A 17,049-nucleotide genomic window follows, 5' to 3' on the forward strand; every position below is an offset into this window, starting at 1 on the left:
TGACATGACGCTGCCCCTCTGGTGACTCACCAGAGGGGCATTGCCGTGCGTGCGGGAGGTCAGGCGCTGAGCGCCTGCTTCACCTGGGCGAGGCTCGGGTTCGTCATGACGACCTCACCGCCACCCGTGGCGGGGACCACCAGGACCGTCGGAACCGTCTGGTTGCCGCCGTTCGCCTTCTCGACGAACGCCGCGGACTGCGGGTCCTGCTCGATGTTGATCTCGGTGTACGCGATGCCCTCACGGTCCATCTGGCCCTTGAGCCGACGGCAGTAGCCGCACCACGTGGTGCTGTACATCGTCACAGTTCCCTGCATGTCTCATGCGCTCCTTCACGGCTTCGGGTGCGTGGTCGCTGCAAGTGGAACGCAGGTCACCCGGTCACCATTCCCGTAGGGGGTATCCGGGGCGCCCGCCGAGACGTGATGCTCGCCGCACTGTGGTGCACTGCGAGCGCGCCGTAGGCGCGACGACCCCCGCAGGGGAGGGGTACCACGTCCGGGGCATGGCCGAGATGCGACCCCGGCGCACACGGCGGACGTGACGCTTGCCGCATTCGTACGACTGCAGGCGCCTCCCTGTGGACAACCGGCTCACCTGTCTCCGCCGACCTGGCAGCATGGCGGGGTGACAGCAGCAACGCACTCCACCCTCTTCCCGCAGGTTCCGGACACGGCCGACGCGGTGCTCGACGGGCTCGACCCCGAGCAGCGCGAGGTCGCCACCGCCCTGCACGGTCCGGTGTGCGTGCTGGCGGGAGCCGGTACGGGCAAGACACGGGCGATCACCCACCGCATCGCCTACGGGGTGCGCGCGGGGATTCTCCAGCCCTCCAGCGTGCTCGCGGTCACCTTCACCAACCGGGCCGCGGGCGAGATGCGCGGCCGGCTGCGCCAGCTCGGCGCCGGAGGAGTCCAGGCCCGCACCTTCCACTCCGCCGCCCTGCGTCAGCTCCAGTACTTCTGGCCGAAAGCTGTCGGTGGCAGTCTGCCCAGGCTCGTGGACCGCAAGATCCAGCTCGTCGCGGACGCGGCGGCCGCCTGCCACATCCGCCTCGACCGAGGAGAGCTGCGGGACGTCACCGGCGAGATCGAGTGGTGCAAGGTCACCCAGACCATCCCCGCCGACTACGCCGCTGCCGCCGCCCGCGCCGGACGCGAAGCCCCCCGGGACCCGGCCGAGACCGCCAAGATCTACTCCGCGTACGAGGACCTCAAGCGCGACCGCGCCGTCATCGACTTCGAGGACGTCCTGCTGCTGACGGTCGCCATCCTGCAGGACCGGCACGACATCGCCGAGCAGGTCCGCTCCCAGTACCAGCACTTCGTGGTCGACGAGTACCAGGACGTCAGCCCGCTCCAGCAGCGCCTTCTGGAGCTGTGGCTCGGCGAGCGGGACAACCTCTGCGTGGTCGGTGACGCCAGCCAGACGATCTACTCGTTCACCGGTGCAACCCCCGACCACCTTCTCGACTTCCGGACCCGCCACCCCGGAGCCACCGTCGTCAAGCTCGTCCGCGACTACCGCTCCTCGCCCCAGGTCGTCCATCTCGCCAACGGTCTGCTCTCCCAGGCCCGCGGCCGGGCCGCCGAGCACCGCCTCGAACTGATCTCCCAGCGGCCCCCGGGCGCCGAGCCCGTCTACGCCGAGTACACGGACGAGCCCGCCGAGGCCGAGGGCGCCGCCCGACGCATCCGCGACCTCGTCGCCGCGGGCGTTCCCGCCGGTGAGATCGCCATTCTGTTCCGCACGAACTCCCAGTCCGAGACCTACGAACAGGCTCTCGCCGACGCCGGTGTGCCCTACCAACTGCGCGGCGCCGAGCGGTTCTTCGACCGCCCCGAGGTGCGCAAGGCGGGCTCGGCCCTGCGCGCCGCAGCCCGCTTCGGCGGCAACGACTCGCTGCTCGACGATGTCGTCGACCTGCCCTCGCAGGTCCGAGCGGTGCTCTCGGGCGAGGGCTGGACCAGCAATCCCCCGGCCGGCTCCGGCGCTGTCAGAGAGCGCTGGGAGTCGCTGGCCGCCCTGGTGCACCTCGCGCAGGACTTTGCGACCGCCAAGCCCGGCGCGACGCTCGGCGACCTGGTGGCCGAGCTCGACGAACGCGCGAGCGCCCAGCACGCCCCGACCGTGCAGGGCGTCACCCTCGCCTCCCTGCACTCAGCCAAGGGACTGGAGTGGGACGTCGTCTTCCTGGTCGGTGTAGCCGAGGGCATGATGCCGATCACCTACGCAAAGACCGACGAGCAGATCGAGGAGGAGCGCCGCCTTCTCTACGTCGGTGTCACCCGCGCCAGGGAGCGCCTCTTCGTCTCCTGGGCGCTCGCCCGCTCGCCCGGCGGCCGCGCGGGCCGACGTCCCAGCCGGTTCCTCGACGGGCTGCGCCCCGGCTCGGTCGCCACGGCGGGCCGCGGCGGTGGCGGAGCCTCGGGCGGCATCGAGCGCGGCGCCGGAAGCAGCGGCGTCACCGCCGTACGGCGCACGAGCCGCAGCCCCGCACGCTGCCGGGTCTGCGGCCGCACCCTCACCGACGCCGGTGAGATGAAGCTGATGCGCTGCGAGGGCTGCCCCTCCGACATGGACGAGGGTCTCTACGAGCGGCTGCGCGAGTGGCGCGCGGTACAGGCGCAGCGCAGCGGGCAGCCCGCGTTCTGCGTCTTCACCGACAAGACGCTGATGGCGATCGCGGAGACCGCGCCGGACGACGAGGGCGAGCTGGCCCGGATCCCCGGGGTCGGCGTGCGCAAACTCAACCGCTTCGGAGCCGACGTTCTGGCCATCTGCGCAGGTCGGGAGGTTGGAGGGGGCGGAGAGGGTGATTGATTCAAACTCGTCGGAAAAATAGTTTGCGCATGCCCCAGCAATCCCCATAGGTTCTTAACCACGGCAGCAGCGGCCTTCTCCAAGGCCCTGGTTCCGTGCTGTACTTAATAACCGTCGGACCGGCTCGCACCGGTCCCCCAAGACGCCGAGAGGAGGCGATTCCAGTGATCAGCATCAACACCAGCTTCATCAACACCGTGAAAATGACCGATCGCTCGGTCGTCGTCTCCACGTGCATGCTCGGCGTCTCGAACCTGGGCACCGGTCTGTCCGGCATTCCTGTCGTCCGGTCGGCGTCCTCCGTGTCTCTCGCGGGTCTTCCCGTCAGTGAGCGCAATGAGCGACCGACACAGGCACTGGAAGCAGCAGTAGTGGCAGAGGCACATGCCTATGCCTTTGCGGCAGCCGGTGCCGGATCCCTGAAGCAGGAGCAGCAGCACCACACGATGTGGGCCTTCCGTGGGCCTGAACCCTGGAGTGATCCAGCCTGATTCACGATCAGGCCGGCGCCTTCAGGGCCGCGGAACCCCACCCGGGATCCGCGGCCCTTCTGTTTGTCCCCGACCGGGGACGGCAGAGCGAAGGGGCCTCGGGACAAGAAAAGAACCCGGTACCAGCCGCCAACCGGCCAACCCGGCCGGCACGACCAGACGAGGAAGACGAACCGTGCAACTCGAAGCGCACGCCCCGTCCGTACCGCCTTCCGAAACGATCCCCCCGCCCGGCCTCACGGAGGACTCCACCTTGATCCCGCTCACTGCGCTCACCGCGCTCGACGACGCCATCGAGAACCTCGGCGTACCCGTCCCCTGCCGTTCCTACGACCCGGAGGTCTTCTTCGCCGAGTCGCCGGCCGACGTCGAGTACGCCAAGTCTCTCTGCCGCACCTGCCCGCTGATGGAGGCCTGCCTCGCCGGCGCCAAGGAGCGGCGTGAGCCCTGGGGCGTCTGGGGTGGCGAGCTCTTCGTCCAGGGTGTTGTCGTGGCCCGCAAGCGGCCGCGTGGCCGCCCGCGCAAGAACCCGGTTGCGGCATGAACATCCGAGGAACGATCGACCGCCCCCTGACGCACGACCCCAAGAAGCAGGCCCCGATGAAGCCGTCCACGAGCGAGCCCGCGGGCTCCGCGACCCCAGACTTCACCACCACCGGCGCGAACGACTCGCGTCAGAACAGGACCCGAGAGATGCAACTCATCCCAGAAGCCTTGGCTCGTGCGCATATGCACGAGCGACTGCACCAGGCCGAGCGGGAGCGCCGGGCTGTGCGCCTGGCGACCGCTCGCCGCATGCAGCGCAGGGCCGAGCGCGCTTCGATGCGAGCCCGGCGCGCGCTGGCCATGGCGGTCATGCAGTAATCGACGTACGTCGTCGTAGCAGCCGTTGCAGTCTCAGGCATTGAATCTGGCGGGGGCCGGTCCGAACGGACCGGCCCCCGCGGTGCGTTGCACCGGTCGAACCACCGATCGCGGCGATATCGTCGCCCGAGTGACGAGTCTTCCCGAAGACAGTGACAGCCCCGGCTCCACACCCGGGTCCGATACGGGCGAAGCCCAGAAGATCGTGTGCGCCCTCTGCGGCACACCGGCCGATGGTCCCCGGCCGATGTGGACCTGTTCCGTCGAGAACGGCACCCGCTACTACTTCTGTGACAACTGCGCCCGCGGCAACCTCAGAGCGATCGAGGGCCGTCTCGACTCGTCCTGGTGGTAGAGCCGGTTCAGCACCGGTCGGCCCGCAGCCCGATTCGACGACCGCCGGCGCCCATCCCGCTTCGAGGACTGTCCGACCCGCGGGTGCGGGTGCGGACCGTGCCGTGGTGCGGGCTCATGCCTCGGCGGCCGACACCTCTTCGCCCAACTCCTCGTCCTCCAGCTCCTCCTCCAGCATGAACCCCGGCAGCCATTCCTCCAGTTCGTCGCGCAGGCGGACCGTCGCGCCGAGCTGGCACAGGACACCTATGGTGCTGAGGGTCACCCGGTGTATCAGGAGGTACGCCGGCGGCAGGTTCAGCTGCCTGCCCAACTGGTGAGCGGGGGAGCGCGGGTCGGCGATGCGGGCGGCCTGGCTGCGCATCCAGCCCCGGGTGAAGGTGAACGCGTCCGCCTGGGCCGGTTCGATGATCGGCAGCAGATAGTCCAGGACCGCGTCGGGTTCGAGGTCTATCGACTCCTTGACGAAGCCTTCCTCACGGAGCAGTTCGTAGACCGAATCGGCGTCACCGTCCAGGGTCATACGGAGGGAATCGCCGATCGGCTGGGGCAGGCCGCCGGGAAGCCGGTCCACCGTGCCGAAGTCCAGGACGCCCAGACGCCAGCCGCTCTTCTCGTCCGGCAGGAGACGGAAATTGCCCGGGTGCGGATCGGCGTGCAGCAGGCCGGTGCGGGCGGGGCCCGAGAAGAGGAAGCGGGCCAGCAGCTGACCGGCGCGGTCCCGCTGCTCCTGTGTACCGCCGGTGATCACCTCCGACAGCGGCACCCCGTCGATCCACTCGGTCACCAGGACCTGCTCGCACTGGTGGACCACCGCAGGCACCATGACGTCCGGGTCGCCCGCGAACTCCTCGGCGTGCGCTGCCTGGGCCTGCGCCTCCAGGCCGTAGTCGAGCTCCTCGGAGACCCGGTCGCGCAGCTCCGTGATGAGCGGCTTGATGTCCATACCCGGGATCAGGGGACCCAGGAGCCGGGCGAATCGGCCGAGTTGGGTCAGGTCGGACAGCAGTGCCTCGCCCGCCCCTGGATACTGCACCTTGACGGCGACCTCACGGCCGTCGTGCCACACCGCCCGGTGCACCTGACCGATCGAGGCCGCCGCCGACGGCTTGTCCTCGAATTCGACGAACAGCTCGGTCCAGTCCGCGCCGAGCCGCTCCTCCAGCACCGAGTGGACCGTGCGTGTCGGCATGGGGGGTGCCGCTTCCTGGAGTTTCGTCAGCGCCGCCCGATAGGGGCCCGCGACCTCTTCCGGCAGTGCCGACTCGAATACGGACAGTGCCTGCCCGAACTTCATAGCACCGCCCTTCAGCTCCCCGAGCACCTTGAAGAGCTGCTCGGCCGTGCGCTGCTGAAGCTCGCGGCCCACGATCTCCGCCGACTTCCCGCCGATCCGCTTCCCGAGTCCCCAGGTCGCACGCCCGGCGAAGCCGAGCGGCAGCGCGGCCAGTTTGGCAGTACGGGTGACTGCCTTCCGGGGAAGATCAGACATGCGCCCTCCAGGTCCCAGCAGGCCGTGCCGCGTGCGGCTGTTGCTCTGCCATTGTCTCGTGCGTTTCGCCGTCCTCGGGGGTCCGCCCACCTTTTGTTTTCTCCGCGGTGCCGCAGGAGCAGGCGGGATGCGCCCAGACCGGCGTCGCGTGCCAGTCGCATCCGGGGAGAGACGCCTCCCAGCGGGCGCCCGTGCTGGAGGGCAGATCTCCGTCCAGGAAGGCGAGCGCGTGGCTCGCGGCGAGCCCGGCGACCGCAGCGGCCAGGGCGAGGTCGCACGCGGCCACCCGGCGCTGCCGCCCGGAACGCCACTGCGCGACCATGCGCGGCCAGGTCGGATCCCGGTCGGCGCGCCGCTGGTCCAGACAGCCCGCGCAGCCGGTGTCGCCCGGCAGGACCAGGGGCCCCACGACTCCGGTCGCCTCGACGACCCCGGCGTAGAGGTGGGGTGTGCCTGAGGTGATAAGGCTCTCGGTCGACGTGGGGTCCGGCGCGTGGACGGCGAGACCGTCCCGGGGAGCCAGGATCACGAGCGACAGTCCGCGTGTCTCCTCCCCCTCCTTCTCCCTGGAGGAGGTGCGGGGCGGACGGTCCGGGGCGGCTCGGCGCACCGCCCGACGGGCGGCGTCCTCCCTGCGCTCGCCGATGGACTCGACGGGAAGTCCGCCCGGCGCCACGTCCCACGGCTCGACGCGGCCGAGGTCACGCACCTCGACCTCGCCCACGCCGGCGCCCGCGAGGAGCGCGGCCAGGATGACCCCCACCCGGCCGGCGCCCCGCACCTGTACGCGCAGGCAGCGGCGGGCGGCCAGACGCTTGACCGCCCCGCCGGGCTCGGGGGCGACGAGGGAGAGGGAGGCGACGTCGGACCGCAGTCGGTCCATGACCTCCTTCTTCTCGCGCAACGCGACCGCGGCCGGGCCGCCTCCGGTCGTGTCGTCGAGCAGGCCCGACCGGGCCAGCCGGTCCACCAGTCCGTCGACATGACCGTCGGGCAGTCCCATCTCCCGTCCCTGCTCGCGCAACAGCGGCATTCCGCGTGTCCCGTCGAGCAGTTCGAGGAAGCTGCCGGTCGCCGTGTCCATCGGGCCCAGCACCATCGCGTGCGCCGTCGCCATTCCGAACTGCACCGTGTTGAGATCCCGCCAGCCGCGCCGCAGAGCGGGCTTCACGATCGGATGCATGACCTACCCCCGTAGACCCGTAGTACGTCCCCGTATGTCCGCGGCGCACTCCCGCAGCGCGGACCGAATGCCAGCATGCCCGTCCCCGCGGACCCCCGCCGAAAGTTGTCCACAGGTGGCACCGTTCGTCGCACAAATCAAACGCGCAGAGTGCGGATCGGCATCGAACCGTCCAGGGGGCGGGACTTCCCCCATGTGCAGCAGGTAACGTCGGGGCGTGCCCGCCGACCCACTGCACAGCGCCGCAAAACCACAGCGCAGCACGACGAGCCCGCCGCCGAGCGGTTCGGGGGCGAGCGCGATCGAGGTCCGCAGGAGTGCCCGACGGCGCAGAACCGTCTCCGCGTACCGCGAGGGCGATCGCACCGTCGTGCTCATCCCCGCCCGCATGTCCGAGGCGGAGGAACAGCGCTGGGTGACCGTCATGCTCGACAAGCTGGCCGCCCAGGAAAGCAAACGGGTGCTCGGCGACACCGAGCTGGCGGAACGCGCCGAGCGGCTGTCGGCCCATTACTTCGACGGTCGCGCACGGCCCTCGTCGGTGCGCTGGGTCACCAACCAGAACACCCGCTGGGGCTCCTGCACCCCCGCCGAGGGCAGCATCCGTCTGTCGCACCGGCTGCAGGGCATGCCCGAGTACGTCGTCGACTACGTCCTCCTCCACGAGCTCGCCCATCTGCTCGTACCCGGCCACGGGCCGCGCTTCTGGCGCCTCCTGGAGGCCTATCCGCGTACCGAGCGCGCTCGCGGCTATCTCGAAGGCGTCGTCGCCGCCGACCGGCTGCCCCACCTCCCGACAGCGCGCGACGAGTAGGGGCGGGCCGGCCCCTCCACGGATGTGATTGTGTACCGGGTCTGTACCGGCTTCGTCCACTTCCGGACTTTGCCGTTAGCCTGACGCGACGCACTCGTATTCGGGATGGGGGACGGTCGTTACGCATGGCCAGGGAATTCCAACGCGGCCACAAGGCCAAGATCAGTGACCTCACCGCGGGCACCGATCTGTACGTAGGTGTGCAGATCACCGGCCCCGGACTCACCTTCGACATCAGCTGCTTCGGTCTGGACGCCGACGAACGGCTTTCGGACGACCGGTACTTCGTCTTCTTCAACCAGCCGAAGTCCCCCGAGGAGTCCATTCAGCTGCTCGGCAAGCAGTCGGGCGACACGGAGTCCTTCCGGGTCACCCTCGACCGGATTCCGGCGCAGATCCAGAAGCTGGCCTTCACGGCGACGATCGACGGCGCCGGACAGATGTCGCAGATCGCTCCCGGATACCTCCGCGTCGTCGCGGGGGGTGAGGAGGTGGCCCGGTACGCGTTCAGCGGTGCCGAGTTCTCCACCGAACGCGCCGTGATGCTGGGCGACTTCTACCTCAAGGACGTATGGCGGTTCGCCGCTGTGGGACAGGGCTTCGACGGCGGTCTCGAAGCGCTGCTGAAGAACTTCGGCGGCGAGGTCGCCGAGGAGACACCCGCCGCCCCGCAGCCGCAGCCCGGCGCCGCGCCGTCCTTCGCCCCGCCCGCGTTCGGCGCGCCGGCGGTGCCGGCTCCGGCACCCGCGCAGGGTTTCGCGCCGCCCGGTGCCACGCCGCACGCTCCGATGCCCGCGCCCTCCGTGCACGGCGCCCCCACGATCGTGGCACCTCTGCACACCCCTCCGGGTGGCGCCGTCGCGCCGCCGGGCCCCGCGCCGTACGGACAGCCGCCCGGTCCGCCAGGTCCGCCGCCCGGCTATGGCCAGCCGCCGCCGCCCGCTCCTCCCGGATACGGTCAGCAGCCCCCGACCGCACCCCCCGGATACGGCCAGCAGCCGCAGTACGGCCAGATCCCGGGCCAGGCACCCGCGCCGTACCCGGGTCAGCCCGGCGCTCCCTCCCCCTACGGCGCGCCCCAGGGCGCCCCGCAGGGCGGGGCCGGTGTGTCCGCCGCGCTGGGGCTCTTCAAGGAGACGCCCACCGGTCAGCGGTGGACACCGCAGAACAAGAAGCTCATCCGCGTCGATCTCGGTATCGGCGGTCAGCCCGTGCTGGCCCGTCAGGGCAGCATGGTGCTGTACCAGGGCAAGGTCGACTTCGGCTACAAGGGCGCCGGATTCGCCGGCCGGCTCGTGGGCAGCGCGACCGGCCAGGAGATGCAGCTGATGCGCTGCACCGGTCAGGGCCAGGTGTTCTTCGCCGAGAACGCCACCCATGTGCACCCGATCGAGCTCCAGGGGGACGCGATCTGCGTCTCCGCGGAGAACGTCCTCGCCTTCGACGAGTCCCTCCAGTACGAGGTCCGCCGCATCGAGGGGCACGGCATCCCCGGGGGCGCCCTGTTCACGATGCAGTTCCAGGGGACGGGCACCATCGTCGTCAAGACGCACGGCGCCCCTGTCGTCCTGCCGGTGACCCCCACCACGTTCGCCGACTGCAACGCCGTAGTCGCCTGGTCCGCCGCGGCTCAGGTGATCGTCTCCAGCCAGGTGAGGATGCGCCGGAACGCCTACCCCGGCGACACCGGCGAGAGCGTGAACCTCCAGTTCCGTGCCGCGCCAGGCAATTTCGTCGTCGTCCAGCCGTACGAGGTCTGAGGGAGCCCGTCATGAACCAGCCACTCGCGGGCTTTGCCCCGGCACCCGTCACCGCGCGCATGGAGAACCACGGCAGCCACATGCTGAAGGTCGCCATGCAGACCGGAAACGACCTCCTCGCGCGCGTGGGGTCGATGGTCGCCTACGAAGGGTTCGTCCAGTACGAACCCAACCCGCCCGCCGTACGCCAGATCGCGCGCGACTGGATGACCGGCGAGGGCGCCCCCCTCATGAAGTGCTCCGGAGACGGTCTGCTCTATCTCGCCGACTACGGGGCGAACGTCGTCGTCATCAACCTCAACGGGGACGCGATCTCCGTCAACGCGACGAATCTGCTCGCCTTCGACGCCCACCTCACCTGGGGTGTCGAGCGCGTGAAGGGGCTCGCCAAGTTCGCCGGACAGGGTCTGTGGAACACCAAGATCTCCGGTCAGGGCTGGGTCGCGCTGACCTCCAGGGGCACCCCGATCGTCGTCGACTGCGGCGGCGGTGAGGACGAGACGTACGTCGACCCGGACGCGCTCGTCGCCTGGTCCCCGAACCTCAAGGTGAAGGGCAAGCGCAGCTTCAAGGCGCAGTCGCTGATCGGACGCGGCAGCGGCGAGGCGTTCCAGATGGCGTTCTCCGGGCAGGGCATCGTCGTCGTCCAGCCCAGCGAGGACAGCACCGACCGCCTCCGAGTCCGGGGCTGAGGGGGAGCAGGACATCATGCAGAGCCCGCTTTTCGGCTACAACGAGCAGCAGACCCAGGACCGCTACAGCCTGCAGAACGAGCAGATGCTGCGCGTCGTCCTGGAGGGCCACGACGACATCCTCGCCCGCAAGGGCACCATGGTCGCGTACCAGGGTCTCGTCGAGTTCGACGCCGAGTACCAGAACACCAGCCAGCACCGCGCGCGTGCGTACACCGGTGAGGGCCTCGACCTGATGCGCTGCCACGGGCAGGGCACGGTCTACCTCGCGAACCTCGGCCAGCACGTGCACATTCTCGACGTGGACCAGGACGGCCTCACCGTCGACAGCAGCTATGTGCTGGCGATGGACTCCGGGCTGCACCACGAGGTCATCGCCGTGGACAGCCAGTACGGCATCTCCGGCTCCGGGAAGTACCAGCTCAACATCACAGGGCGCGGCAAGGTCGCGCTGGTGACCTCCGGGGCGCCGCTGATGATGCAGGTCACCCCGGACCGGTACGTCAACTGCGACGCCGACGCGATCGTCGCGTGGTCCACCGGCCTGCGCGTGCAGATGCAGGCCCAGACCCACTCCTCCGGAGTGTGGCGGCGCCGCGGCAACACCGGTGAGGGCTGGGAACTCAGCTTCATGGGCAGCGGTTACGCGCTCGTCCAGCCCAGTGAACTGCTGCCACCGCAGAACGCGGCGATCGGCCAGGGACTGCGCGCCCAGTACGGCATGGGCCAGCAGGGCGTGCACGCGCAGAACCAGGGCAACGCCTGGAGCTGACGTTCGACCGTCCGGGAAGCGACGGTCCGGAGAGCAGATGTAAGGGGCGACCGCCCATAGCGGTCGCCCCTTACACGCTGGTCGCCTCCGCGCCGGTCACAGCCGTGCGCGGGCCGCTTCCAGCAGTCGTACGACCGAGTCGTCGGCCACCTCGGCGACCTCGTCGTACGCGAACCAGCGCAGGTCGAGGGACTCGTCGCTGATGGCCTCGACGGCGTCGGCCGGGGCGAGGGCGGCGTACTGGACGTCCAGATGCCAGTGGCACGGCGCCGGGATGGCGTGCCGGTCCAGCGTCACGGGGCCGCCGGGCAGGAGGGTCAGCCCCTCGATGCCCGACTCCTCGGTCGCCTCGCGCAGGGCCGCGTCGGCCAGGGCCGAGTCGCCCGGCTCACAGTGCCCGCCCATCTGCAGCCACATCCGGAGCTTGCGGTGCAGTGTCAGCAGGACGCGGCCGCGCGACGGGTCGATCACCAGAGCGCTCGCCGTGAGGTGCCCGGCGTGGCACGACTTCCACATCCCGTCCGGGTGCCCGGACAGGTGGTCCAGATAGACCTGGCGCAGTTCTTCCTGGCCCTCGTACCTCTTCAGTACGAGGACCGCGTCGTCGTACAGGCTCACTCGGTGTCGTCGCCCTTGCCGTCGCCCTTGTCGGAGTCCCCGCCGCCCTTGTCGGAGTCCTTGGAGTCGTCGGCCTTCTTCAGGTTCGGCTTCTCGTGGGCGCCGCTCGCGGCCTCACCGAGCATCTTGTCGAGCTCGGAGAAGTCCATGTGCTCGCGGTGCACGAAGCCGTCCGGGTCGTCCAGGTCGGACGCCGTCGGCAGCATGTCCGGGTGGGCCCACAGACCGTCCCGGCCGTCCACACCGCGCGCGTCGGTGAGCGAGGCCCACAGGCGCGAGGCGTCCCGCAGCCGGCGCGGGCGCAGCTCCAGACCGATCAGCGTGGCGAACGTCTGCTCGGCCGGACCGCCCGTGGCGCGGCGGCGGCGCAGCGTCTCGCGCAGCGCGTCGGCCGACGACAGGCGCGGTTTGGCCGCCGAGTGGACGACCGCGTCCACCCAGCCCTCGACCAGTGCGAGCGCCGTCTCCAGGCGGGCCAGCGCAGCCTTCTGCTCCGGCGTGTCCTCCGGCTGGAACATGCCCTGCTGGAGTGCCTGCTGCAGCTCCTCCGGGTTCTGCGGGTCGAACTGGCCGACGACGTCCTCCAGCTTCGCGGTGTCGACCTTGATCCCGCGCGCGTACCCCTCGACCGCGCCGAACAGGTGCGAGCGCAGCCACGGCACGTGCGCGAAGAGGCGCTGGTGGGCGGCCTCGCGCAGGGCGAGGTAGAGCCGCACCTCTTCCTGGGGGACGCTCAGGTCCTTGCCGAACGACTCGATGTTCAGCGGCAGCAGCGCGGCCTTGCCGACCGGACCGAGCGGCAGACCGATGTCGGTCGAACCGACGACCTCGCCCGCGAGCACGCCCACGGCCTGCCCGATCTGCGTACCGAACATGGCGCCGCCCATCGAGCGCATCATGCCGATCAGCGGGCCCGCCATGGCCTGCATCTCCTCGGGCAGCACGTCGCCCATGGCCGCGCCGACCCGCTCGGCGACCGGGTCGACGAGTTCCTTCCACACGGGAAGGGTCGCCTCGACCCACTCCGCGCGGCTCCACGCCAGCGCGGAGGCGGCACCGGACGGCAGGGACGTCGCGTCGTCCAGCCAGTGATCGGCCAGACGGACGGCCTCCTCGACCGCGAGCCGCTCGGCGGGGCCGACGCTCGCGTCCTTGGTGCCGTCAGAGGCGCCCTGGGCGACCGTCTGCCGGGCGATCTGCTTGGCCATGTCCCAATTCACCGGACCGCCCTCGTACGAGAGCATCTGGCCCAGTTGCTGGAACGCGGCGCCCAGGTCGTTGGGGTTCATCGAACCGAACATGGCTGCGAGCGGATTGTCGGCGCCGGGGCCACCGGCTCCGGGCGGCCCGAAACCGAACGGTCCCTGACCACCACCGCTCTGCTGGTCCTTCTTCTTGCCCTCGTCGCCGTTCTCCGGCTCCTCCGGCGGAAGGCCGAATCCGAATGGGGTGTCACTCACGGGATTCCTCGGCTGGTAAGGCCGCCGGTTCGTTCCGACGGCGGCTGCCCACAACACCACCCAGCGTAGACACCAGAACCCGATCGGGCCTCGGTGCTTCGCCGACTCGTCGCCTGCGGCAGGATGGATGCCACCTGGTAGGGGCGCGTCACACGCGTCCATTACTGAAGACAACCGCTGGAGACGCCCGGTGAGTTCCCCAGATCCGCAGGTTCGCGCAGCGCGAAACCACTCAACCAGCCCAGCCTCGCGCGGCCCCGTCGTCGCGGTCACCGGCGCCGCGGCCGGTGTGGGCGCGCTGCTCACCGAGCGGCTGGCCGCCAGCGAGGAGATCAAGCAGGTCGTCGCCATCGACGAGCGGCGCGGCGAGTGCGCCGAAGCGCAGTGGCACATCCTGGACGTCCGGGACCCGGCGATCGCCGAAAAGCTGCGCGGGGCGGACGTCGTGGTCCATCTGGCGCTCGACCTCGATCTGGAGACGGACGCGGCGGCCCGGACCGCTTACAACGTCCGGGGGACGCAGACCGTGCTCACCGCCGCCGCGGCGGCGGGGGTCCACCGGGTCGTGCTGTGCACGTCGGCGATGGTCTACGGGGCGCTGCCCGACAACGAACTGCCCCTCTCCGAGGACGCCGAACTGCGGGCGACCGCCGAGGCGACGGGCGTCGGTGACCTTTTGGAGATCGAGCGGCTCGCGCGCCGCGCGCCGCGGGCGCACCCAGGCCTGAACGTGACCGTCGTACGGCCGGGGGTGCTTGTCGGCGGTGGTACGGACACCGCGCTGACCAGGTATTTCGAGTCTCCCCGGCTGCTGGTCGTGGCGGGGTCGAGGCCCGCCTGGCAGTTCTGCCACGTCGAGGATCTGTGCAGTGCGCTGGAGTACGCGGTCGTCGAGAAGGTCGAGGGCGAGCTGGCCGTCGGGTGCGACGGGTGGCTGGAGCAGGAGGAGGTGGAGGAGCTGAGCGGGATCCGGCGGATGGAGCTGCCGTCCGCGGTCGCGCTGGGCGCCGCCGCCCGGCTTCACCGGATCGGGCTCACTCCGTCGCCCGCCGGGGATCTCGCCTACACGATGTACCCCTGGGTGGTGAGCGGGAGCCGGCTGCACGACGCCGGCTGGCGGCCGCGCTGGACCAACGAGGAGGTCCTGGCGGAGCTGCTGGAGGAGGTGGCCGGGCGGCACACGGTGGCCGGCCGTCGGCTGGGCCGCAAGGACGCGACCGCGGCGGGCGCGGCCGGCGCGACGGTGGCCCTGCTCGGCGCGGCAGCGGTGGTACGGCGGGCACGAAAGGCCCGGCGCAGGATCTGACACCGGGCCCGTGCCGGGCTCGCGCCGGAAGTGAGGCTCCCGCGTCTGCCGGGGATTGGGCTCGTGAGGTTGAGAGGGGCATGGAGGAGGCTCCAAGTGGTACGCGCGTGTGCCGGGTGAAAGCCGTATTCCACGGTGCCGGCGGGGTGCGGCACGATGGAGACATGGCACCTACCTATGACCATCCCGGTGAGCGGGCCGCGCGGGATCCGATCCGGCTGCTCGCGATCCGTGACGAACCGCTCTCCCTTGACGAGGTCTTCAAGGCCGTGGGGGACGACGCCGCCGGGGGGACCGCGTTGTTCGTGGGGACCGTGCGGAATCACGACGGAGGCGCCGACGTCGACGAGCTCGGGTACTCGTGCCACCCCAGTGCCGAGGCGGAGATGCGCCGGGTCGCGGAGAAGGTGGCCGCCGCCTATCCGGTGCGGGCGCTGGCCGCCGTTCACCGGGTGGGTGACCTGCGCGTCGGGGACCTGGCCGTCATTGTCGCCGTGTCGTGCCCGCACCGGGGCGAGGCCTTCGAGGCCTGCCGCAGGCTCATCGACGATCTCAAGCACGAGGTGCCGATCTGGAAGCACCAGAGGTTCTCCGACGGCTCGCAGGAGTGGGTCGGCGCCTGCTGAGACCGGCCTGAATCCCCGGTGCCGAGGACTGACCGACTTCTCACCTGCCGTCCGGTTGCGTAACCGGGGCCCTGCCGTGAGCGTTAACAGTGCGGATGGTTAATCTGCTGATCAGTCAGTTGCGGTCGCTCATGGGGTTGGGAGGTCGACATGGCGGCGCTTGCCTGGTTGCTGATTCCGTTGATGGCCGCGATCGGTGCCAGTTTGTGGGGAAGTTGGGCCGGAAGGAATCGCAAGGCCGCGGGAGACGGTGTCGAGCTCGCTGGATACACACGCTTCCGTGAGGCCATGGAGCGGACCGACGTCCGGGAGAAGTCCCACTCCGACGCGGCGTAGGACGCACGGTCCGTCCCCCGTGCCCGCGCGATGCGTTCGGGTGCGCGGCGGACGGCGTCCGGTGTCCCGCCCGACTCCGGAACCGTGCGGAACGTTCTGGATCACTGCCGGGAAGTGGGCATTCGCGCATTTTGGGCGGGCTCCGGCCCCACCTCGTACGGACGGCCCCGACGGTGCGCTTACAGCACCGTCCCGTACTGTCGTTCCATGCCACGCCGCACCGCGACGATGCTCGCCGCCACTCTGATCCTGATCGCGCTCCTGTGCGCGGGAGTGTTCATCAAAGTGCCGTACTCGGAGATGTCACCGGGTCCCACGGTGAACACGCTGGGTGACCACGACGGCGAGCCGGTGCTGCAGATCTCCGGCCGCAAGACGTACCCGACGACCGGGAACCTGAACATGACCACGGTCCGGGTCACCAGCGCCGACTACAACATGAACCTCGTCGAGGCCGTGTACGGGTGGCTGGCGCACGACAGCAAGATCGTGCCGCACGACACGCTCTACCCGGACGGCAAGACCGAGCAGCAGTCGACGCAGGAGAACGCCGAGGAGTTCAGCCAGTCCCAGGAGAGCGCCAAGGTGTCCGCCCTGAAGGAGCTGGGCATCCCGGTGAAGTCCTGGGTGATCGTCTCCACCGTCGTCAAGGGTTCCCCGTCCGAAGGACGGCTGCACGCCGGTGATGTCATCAAGGCCGTCGACGGCACGGTCGTGAAGGCGCCCGACGACGTCGCGAAGCTGGTCACCAAGCACAAGCCCGGCGAGAAGGTCGTGTTCAGGGTCGTGCCCGCCAAGGAGCAGGCCGCCGCGGTGAAGGAGAACACGACGGCGACCGCGACCAAGGATGTGACGCTCACCACGGCCAAGTCCGACGACAGCGGCACCGATCGTGCCATCGTCGGGATCTCGGCCGGGACCGACCACACGTTCCCGTTCACCGTCGACATCAAGCTCGCCGATGTCGGTGGCCCGAGCGCGGGCCTGATGTTCTCGCTCGGCATCGTGGACAAGCTCACCCCGGGGAACCTCACCGGAGGCAAGTTCGTGGCCGGCACCGGCACGATCGACGACAACGGCAAGGTCGGCCCGATCGGCGGCATCGACATGAAGACCGTCGGCGCGCGCAACAAGGGCGCCCAGTACTTCCTGACGCCCAAGGACAACTGCGCCGCCGCCGCCGAGGACACTCCCGGCGGGCTCACACTCGTCAAGGTCAACACCATCGACGACGCGATGAAGGCCCTCAAGGACATCAGCGCGGGCCGGACCTCCGACCTGCCGAAGTGCACCACCAAGGGCTGACGGACACCGCTCGTCCGTGGCCGGGGGGGGGGGGGGGGGGGGGGGGGGGGGGGGGGGGGAGGGAGGGGGGAGGGGGGGGGGGGGGGGGGGGGGGGGGGGGGGAGAGGGTGTGGCGGGGCTATAGCCCTACCCTCTCCCCGACCATAATGAAGC

The 17,049-nt window shown here is 70.2% G+C and carries 18 protein-coding genes; 13 read left to right on the top strand and 5 right to left on the bottom strand.

Going from position 1 to position 17,049, the window contains the following annotated elements; genetic code table 11:
• Nucleotides 1-59: 59 nt before the first annotated feature.
• Nucleotides 60-317 (bottom strand): glutaredoxin family protein, encoded by a 258-nt coding sequence (locus tag ACZ6KY_RS06350; protein ID WP_469309164.1) that lies wholly within the window; start codon nt 315-317, stop codon nt 60-62.
• A 310-nt stretch (nt 318-627) separates the two neighbouring features.
• On the opposite strand from ACZ6KY_RS06350, the gene ACZ6KY_RS06355 reads away from it, so the two are divergent.
• The 5 genes from ACZ6KY_RS06355 (at nt 628) to ACZ6KY_RS06375 (ending at nt 4,533) form a co-directional block, all read left to right on the top strand.
• Nucleotides 628-2,823 (top strand): ATP-dependent DNA helicase UvrD2, encoded by a 2,196-nt coding sequence (locus tag ACZ6KY_RS06355; protein WP_469309165.1) that lies wholly within the window; start codon nt 628-630, stop codon nt 2,821-2,823.
• 164 nt (nt 2,824-2,987) lie between these two features.
• On the top strand, nt 2,988-3,314 hold the full coding sequence (locus ACZ6KY_RS06360) for a hypothetical protein (protein WP_469309166.1): 327 nt from the start codon (nt 2,988-2,990) through the stop codon (nt 3,312-3,314).
• A 175-nt stretch (nt 3,315-3,489) separates the two neighbouring features.
• Complete coding sequence (locus ACZ6KY_RS06365) at nt 3,490-3,858, top strand: WhiB family transcriptional regulator (protein WP_028802016.1); 369 nt, start codon at nt 3,490-3,492, stop codon at nt 3,856-3,858.
• Nucleotides 3,855-4,178, top strand: a complete 324-nt coding sequence (locus ACZ6KY_RS06370) for a hypothetical protein (RefSeq protein WP_401333068.1) — start codon at nt 3,855-3,857, stop codon at nt 4,176-4,178. Before ACZ6KY_RS06365 ends, ACZ6KY_RS06370 begins: the two co-directional genes overlap by 4 nt.
• 130 nt (nt 4,179-4,308) lie before the next feature.
• Nucleotides 4,309-4,533 carry a hypothetical protein gene (locus tag ACZ6KY_RS06375; RefSeq protein WP_469309167.1) on the top strand — a complete coding sequence of 75 codons (225 nt, stop codon included), beginning with the start codon at nt 4,309-4,311 and terminating at the stop codon, nt 4,531-4,533.
• 114 nt (nt 4,534-4,647) lie between these two features.
• On the opposite strand, the gene ACZ6KY_RS06380 is transcribed toward ACZ6KY_RS06375, so the two are convergent.
• Both ACZ6KY_RS06380 and ACZ6KY_RS06385 read right to left on the bottom strand, forming a co-directional pair.
• Nucleotides 4,648-6,024: an ABC1 kinase family protein gene (locus ACZ6KY_RS06380; protein ID WP_469309168.1), complete on the bottom strand. Its 1,377-nt coding sequence runs from the start codon at nt 6,022-6,024 to the stop codon at nt 4,648-4,650.
• Entirely contained in the window at nt 6,017-7,207 is a 1,191-nt protein-coding gene (locus ACZ6KY_RS06385) for a TOMM precursor leader peptide-binding protein (RefSeq protein WP_469309169.1), read from the bottom strand. The genes ACZ6KY_RS06380 and ACZ6KY_RS06385 overlap by 8 nt, the downstream gene beginning before the upstream one ends.
• A 217-nt stretch (nt 7,208-7,424) precedes the next feature.
• On the opposite strand from ACZ6KY_RS06385, the gene ACZ6KY_RS06390 reads away from it, so the two are divergent.
• The 4 genes from ACZ6KY_RS06390 to ACZ6KY_RS06405 all read left to right on the top strand — a co-directional run bounded on the left by ACZ6KY_RS06390 (nt 7,425) and on the right by ACZ6KY_RS06405 (nt 11,245).
• Nucleotides 7,425-8,021, top strand: a complete 597-nt coding sequence (locus tag ACZ6KY_RS06390; protein WP_469309170.1) for a M48 metallopeptidase family protein — start codon at nt 7,425-7,427, stop codon at nt 8,019-8,021.
• 125 nt (nt 8,022-8,146) lie between these two features.
• Entirely contained in the window at nt 8,147-9,781 is a 1,635-nt protein-coding gene (locus ACZ6KY_RS06395; RefSeq protein WP_469309171.1) for a TerD family protein, read from the top strand.
• Between the two features lie 11 nt (nt 9,782-9,792).
• Nucleotides 9,793-10,473, top strand: a complete 681-nt coding sequence (locus ACZ6KY_RS06400) for an AIM24 family protein (protein WP_469309172.1) — start codon at nt 9,793-9,795, stop codon at nt 10,471-10,473.
• A gap of 16 nt (nt 10,474-10,489) precedes the next feature.
• The gene (locus ACZ6KY_RS06405) at nt 10,490-11,245 is read left to right on the top strand and encodes an AIM24 family protein (protein ID WP_469309173.1); all 756 of its coding nucleotides are present in this window, start codon (nt 10,490-10,492) and stop codon (nt 11,243-11,245) included.
• Between the two features lie 96 nt (nt 11,246-11,341).
• Here ACZ6KY_RS06405 and ACZ6KY_RS06410 read toward each other — a convergent pair whose 3' ends face one another.
• Both ACZ6KY_RS06410 and ACZ6KY_RS06415 read right to left on the bottom strand, forming a co-directional pair.
• Nucleotides 11,342-11,863: an NUDIX hydrolase gene (locus ACZ6KY_RS06410; RefSeq protein ID WP_469309174.1), complete on the bottom strand. Its 522-nt coding sequence runs from the start codon at nt 11,861-11,863 to the stop codon at nt 11,342-11,344.
• Nucleotides 11,860-13,323 carry a zinc-dependent metalloprotease gene (locus ACZ6KY_RS06415; protein ID WP_469309175.1) on the bottom strand — a complete coding sequence of 488 codons (1,464 nt, stop codon included), beginning with the start codon at nt 13,321-13,323 and terminating at the stop codon, nt 11,860-11,862. Before ACZ6KY_RS06415 ends, ACZ6KY_RS06410 begins: the two co-directional genes overlap by 4 nt.
• Nucleotides 13,324-13,513: 190 nt before the next feature.
• Here ACZ6KY_RS06415 and ACZ6KY_RS06420 point away from each other — a divergent pair, with 190 nt between their 5' ends.
• From ACZ6KY_RS06420 to ACZ6KY_RS06435, 4 genes are all read left to right on the top strand, one after another.
• Nucleotides 13,514-14,629 (top strand): SDR family oxidoreductase, encoded by a 1,116-nt coding sequence (locus ACZ6KY_RS06420; protein WP_401333085.1) that lies wholly within the window; start codon nt 13,514-13,516, stop codon nt 14,627-14,629.
• A gap of 164 nt (nt 14,630-14,793) precedes the next feature.
• Nucleotides 14,794-15,255, top strand: coding sequence for a molybdenum cofactor biosynthesis protein MoaE (locus tag ACZ6KY_RS06425; protein WP_469309176.1), 462 nt, complete (start codon nt 14,794-14,796; stop codon nt 15,253-15,255).
• A 150-nt stretch (nt 15,256-15,405) separates the two neighbouring features.
• Nucleotides 15,406-15,591 (top strand): hypothetical protein, encoded by a 186-nt coding sequence (locus ACZ6KY_RS06430; protein WP_469309177.1) that lies wholly within the window; start codon nt 15,406-15,408, stop codon nt 15,589-15,591.
• Nucleotides 15,592-15,798: 207 nt separating this feature from the next.
• Entirely contained in the window at nt 15,799-16,896 is a 1,098-nt protein-coding gene (locus ACZ6KY_RS06435) for a YlbL family protein (protein WP_469309178.1), read from the top strand.
• Nucleotides 16,897-17,049: the final 153 nt, after the last annotated feature.

This window comes from Streptomyces sp. NPDC042002, from assembly GCF_055588305.1.

Coding starts and splice junctions, on each gene's coding strand:
- ACZ6KY_RS06350 (WP_469309164.1), bottom strand. CDS start 317: ATGCAGGGAACTGTGACGATGTACAGCACCACGTGGTGCGGCTACTGC.
- ACZ6KY_RS06370 (WP_401333068.1), top strand. CDS start 3,855: ATGAACATCCGAGGAACGATCGACCGCCCCCTGACGCACGACCCCAAG.
- ACZ6KY_RS06380 (WP_469309168.1), bottom strand. CDS start 6,024: ATGTCTGATCTTCCCCGGAAGGCAGTCACCCGTACTGCCAAACTGGCC.
- ACZ6KY_RS06385 (WP_469309169.1), bottom strand. CDS start 7,207: ATGCATCCGATCGTGAAGCCCGCTCTGCGGCGCGGCTGGCGGGATCTC.
- ACZ6KY_RS06395 (WP_469309171.1), top strand. CDS start 8,147: ATGGCCAGGGAATTCCAACGCGGCCACAAGGCCAAGATCAGTGACCTC.
- ACZ6KY_RS06400 (WP_469309172.1), top strand. CDS start 9,793: ATGAACCAGCCACTCGCGGGCTTTGCCCCGGCACCCGTCACCGCGCGC.
- ACZ6KY_RS06405 (WP_469309173.1), top strand. CDS start 10,490: ATGCAGAGCCCGCTTTTCGGCTACAACGAGCAGCAGACCCAGGACCGC.
- ACZ6KY_RS06425 (WP_469309176.1), top strand. CDS start 14,794: ATGGCACCTACCTATGACCATCCCGGTGAGCGGGCCGCGCGGGATCCG.
- ACZ6KY_RS06430 (WP_469309177.1), top strand. CDS start 15,406: ATGGCGGCGCTTGCCTGGTTGCTGATTCCGTTGATGGCCGCGATCGGT.
- ACZ6KY_RS06435 (WP_469309178.1), top strand. CDS start 15,799: ATGCCACGCCGCACCGCGACGATGCTCGCCGCCACTCTGATCCTGATC.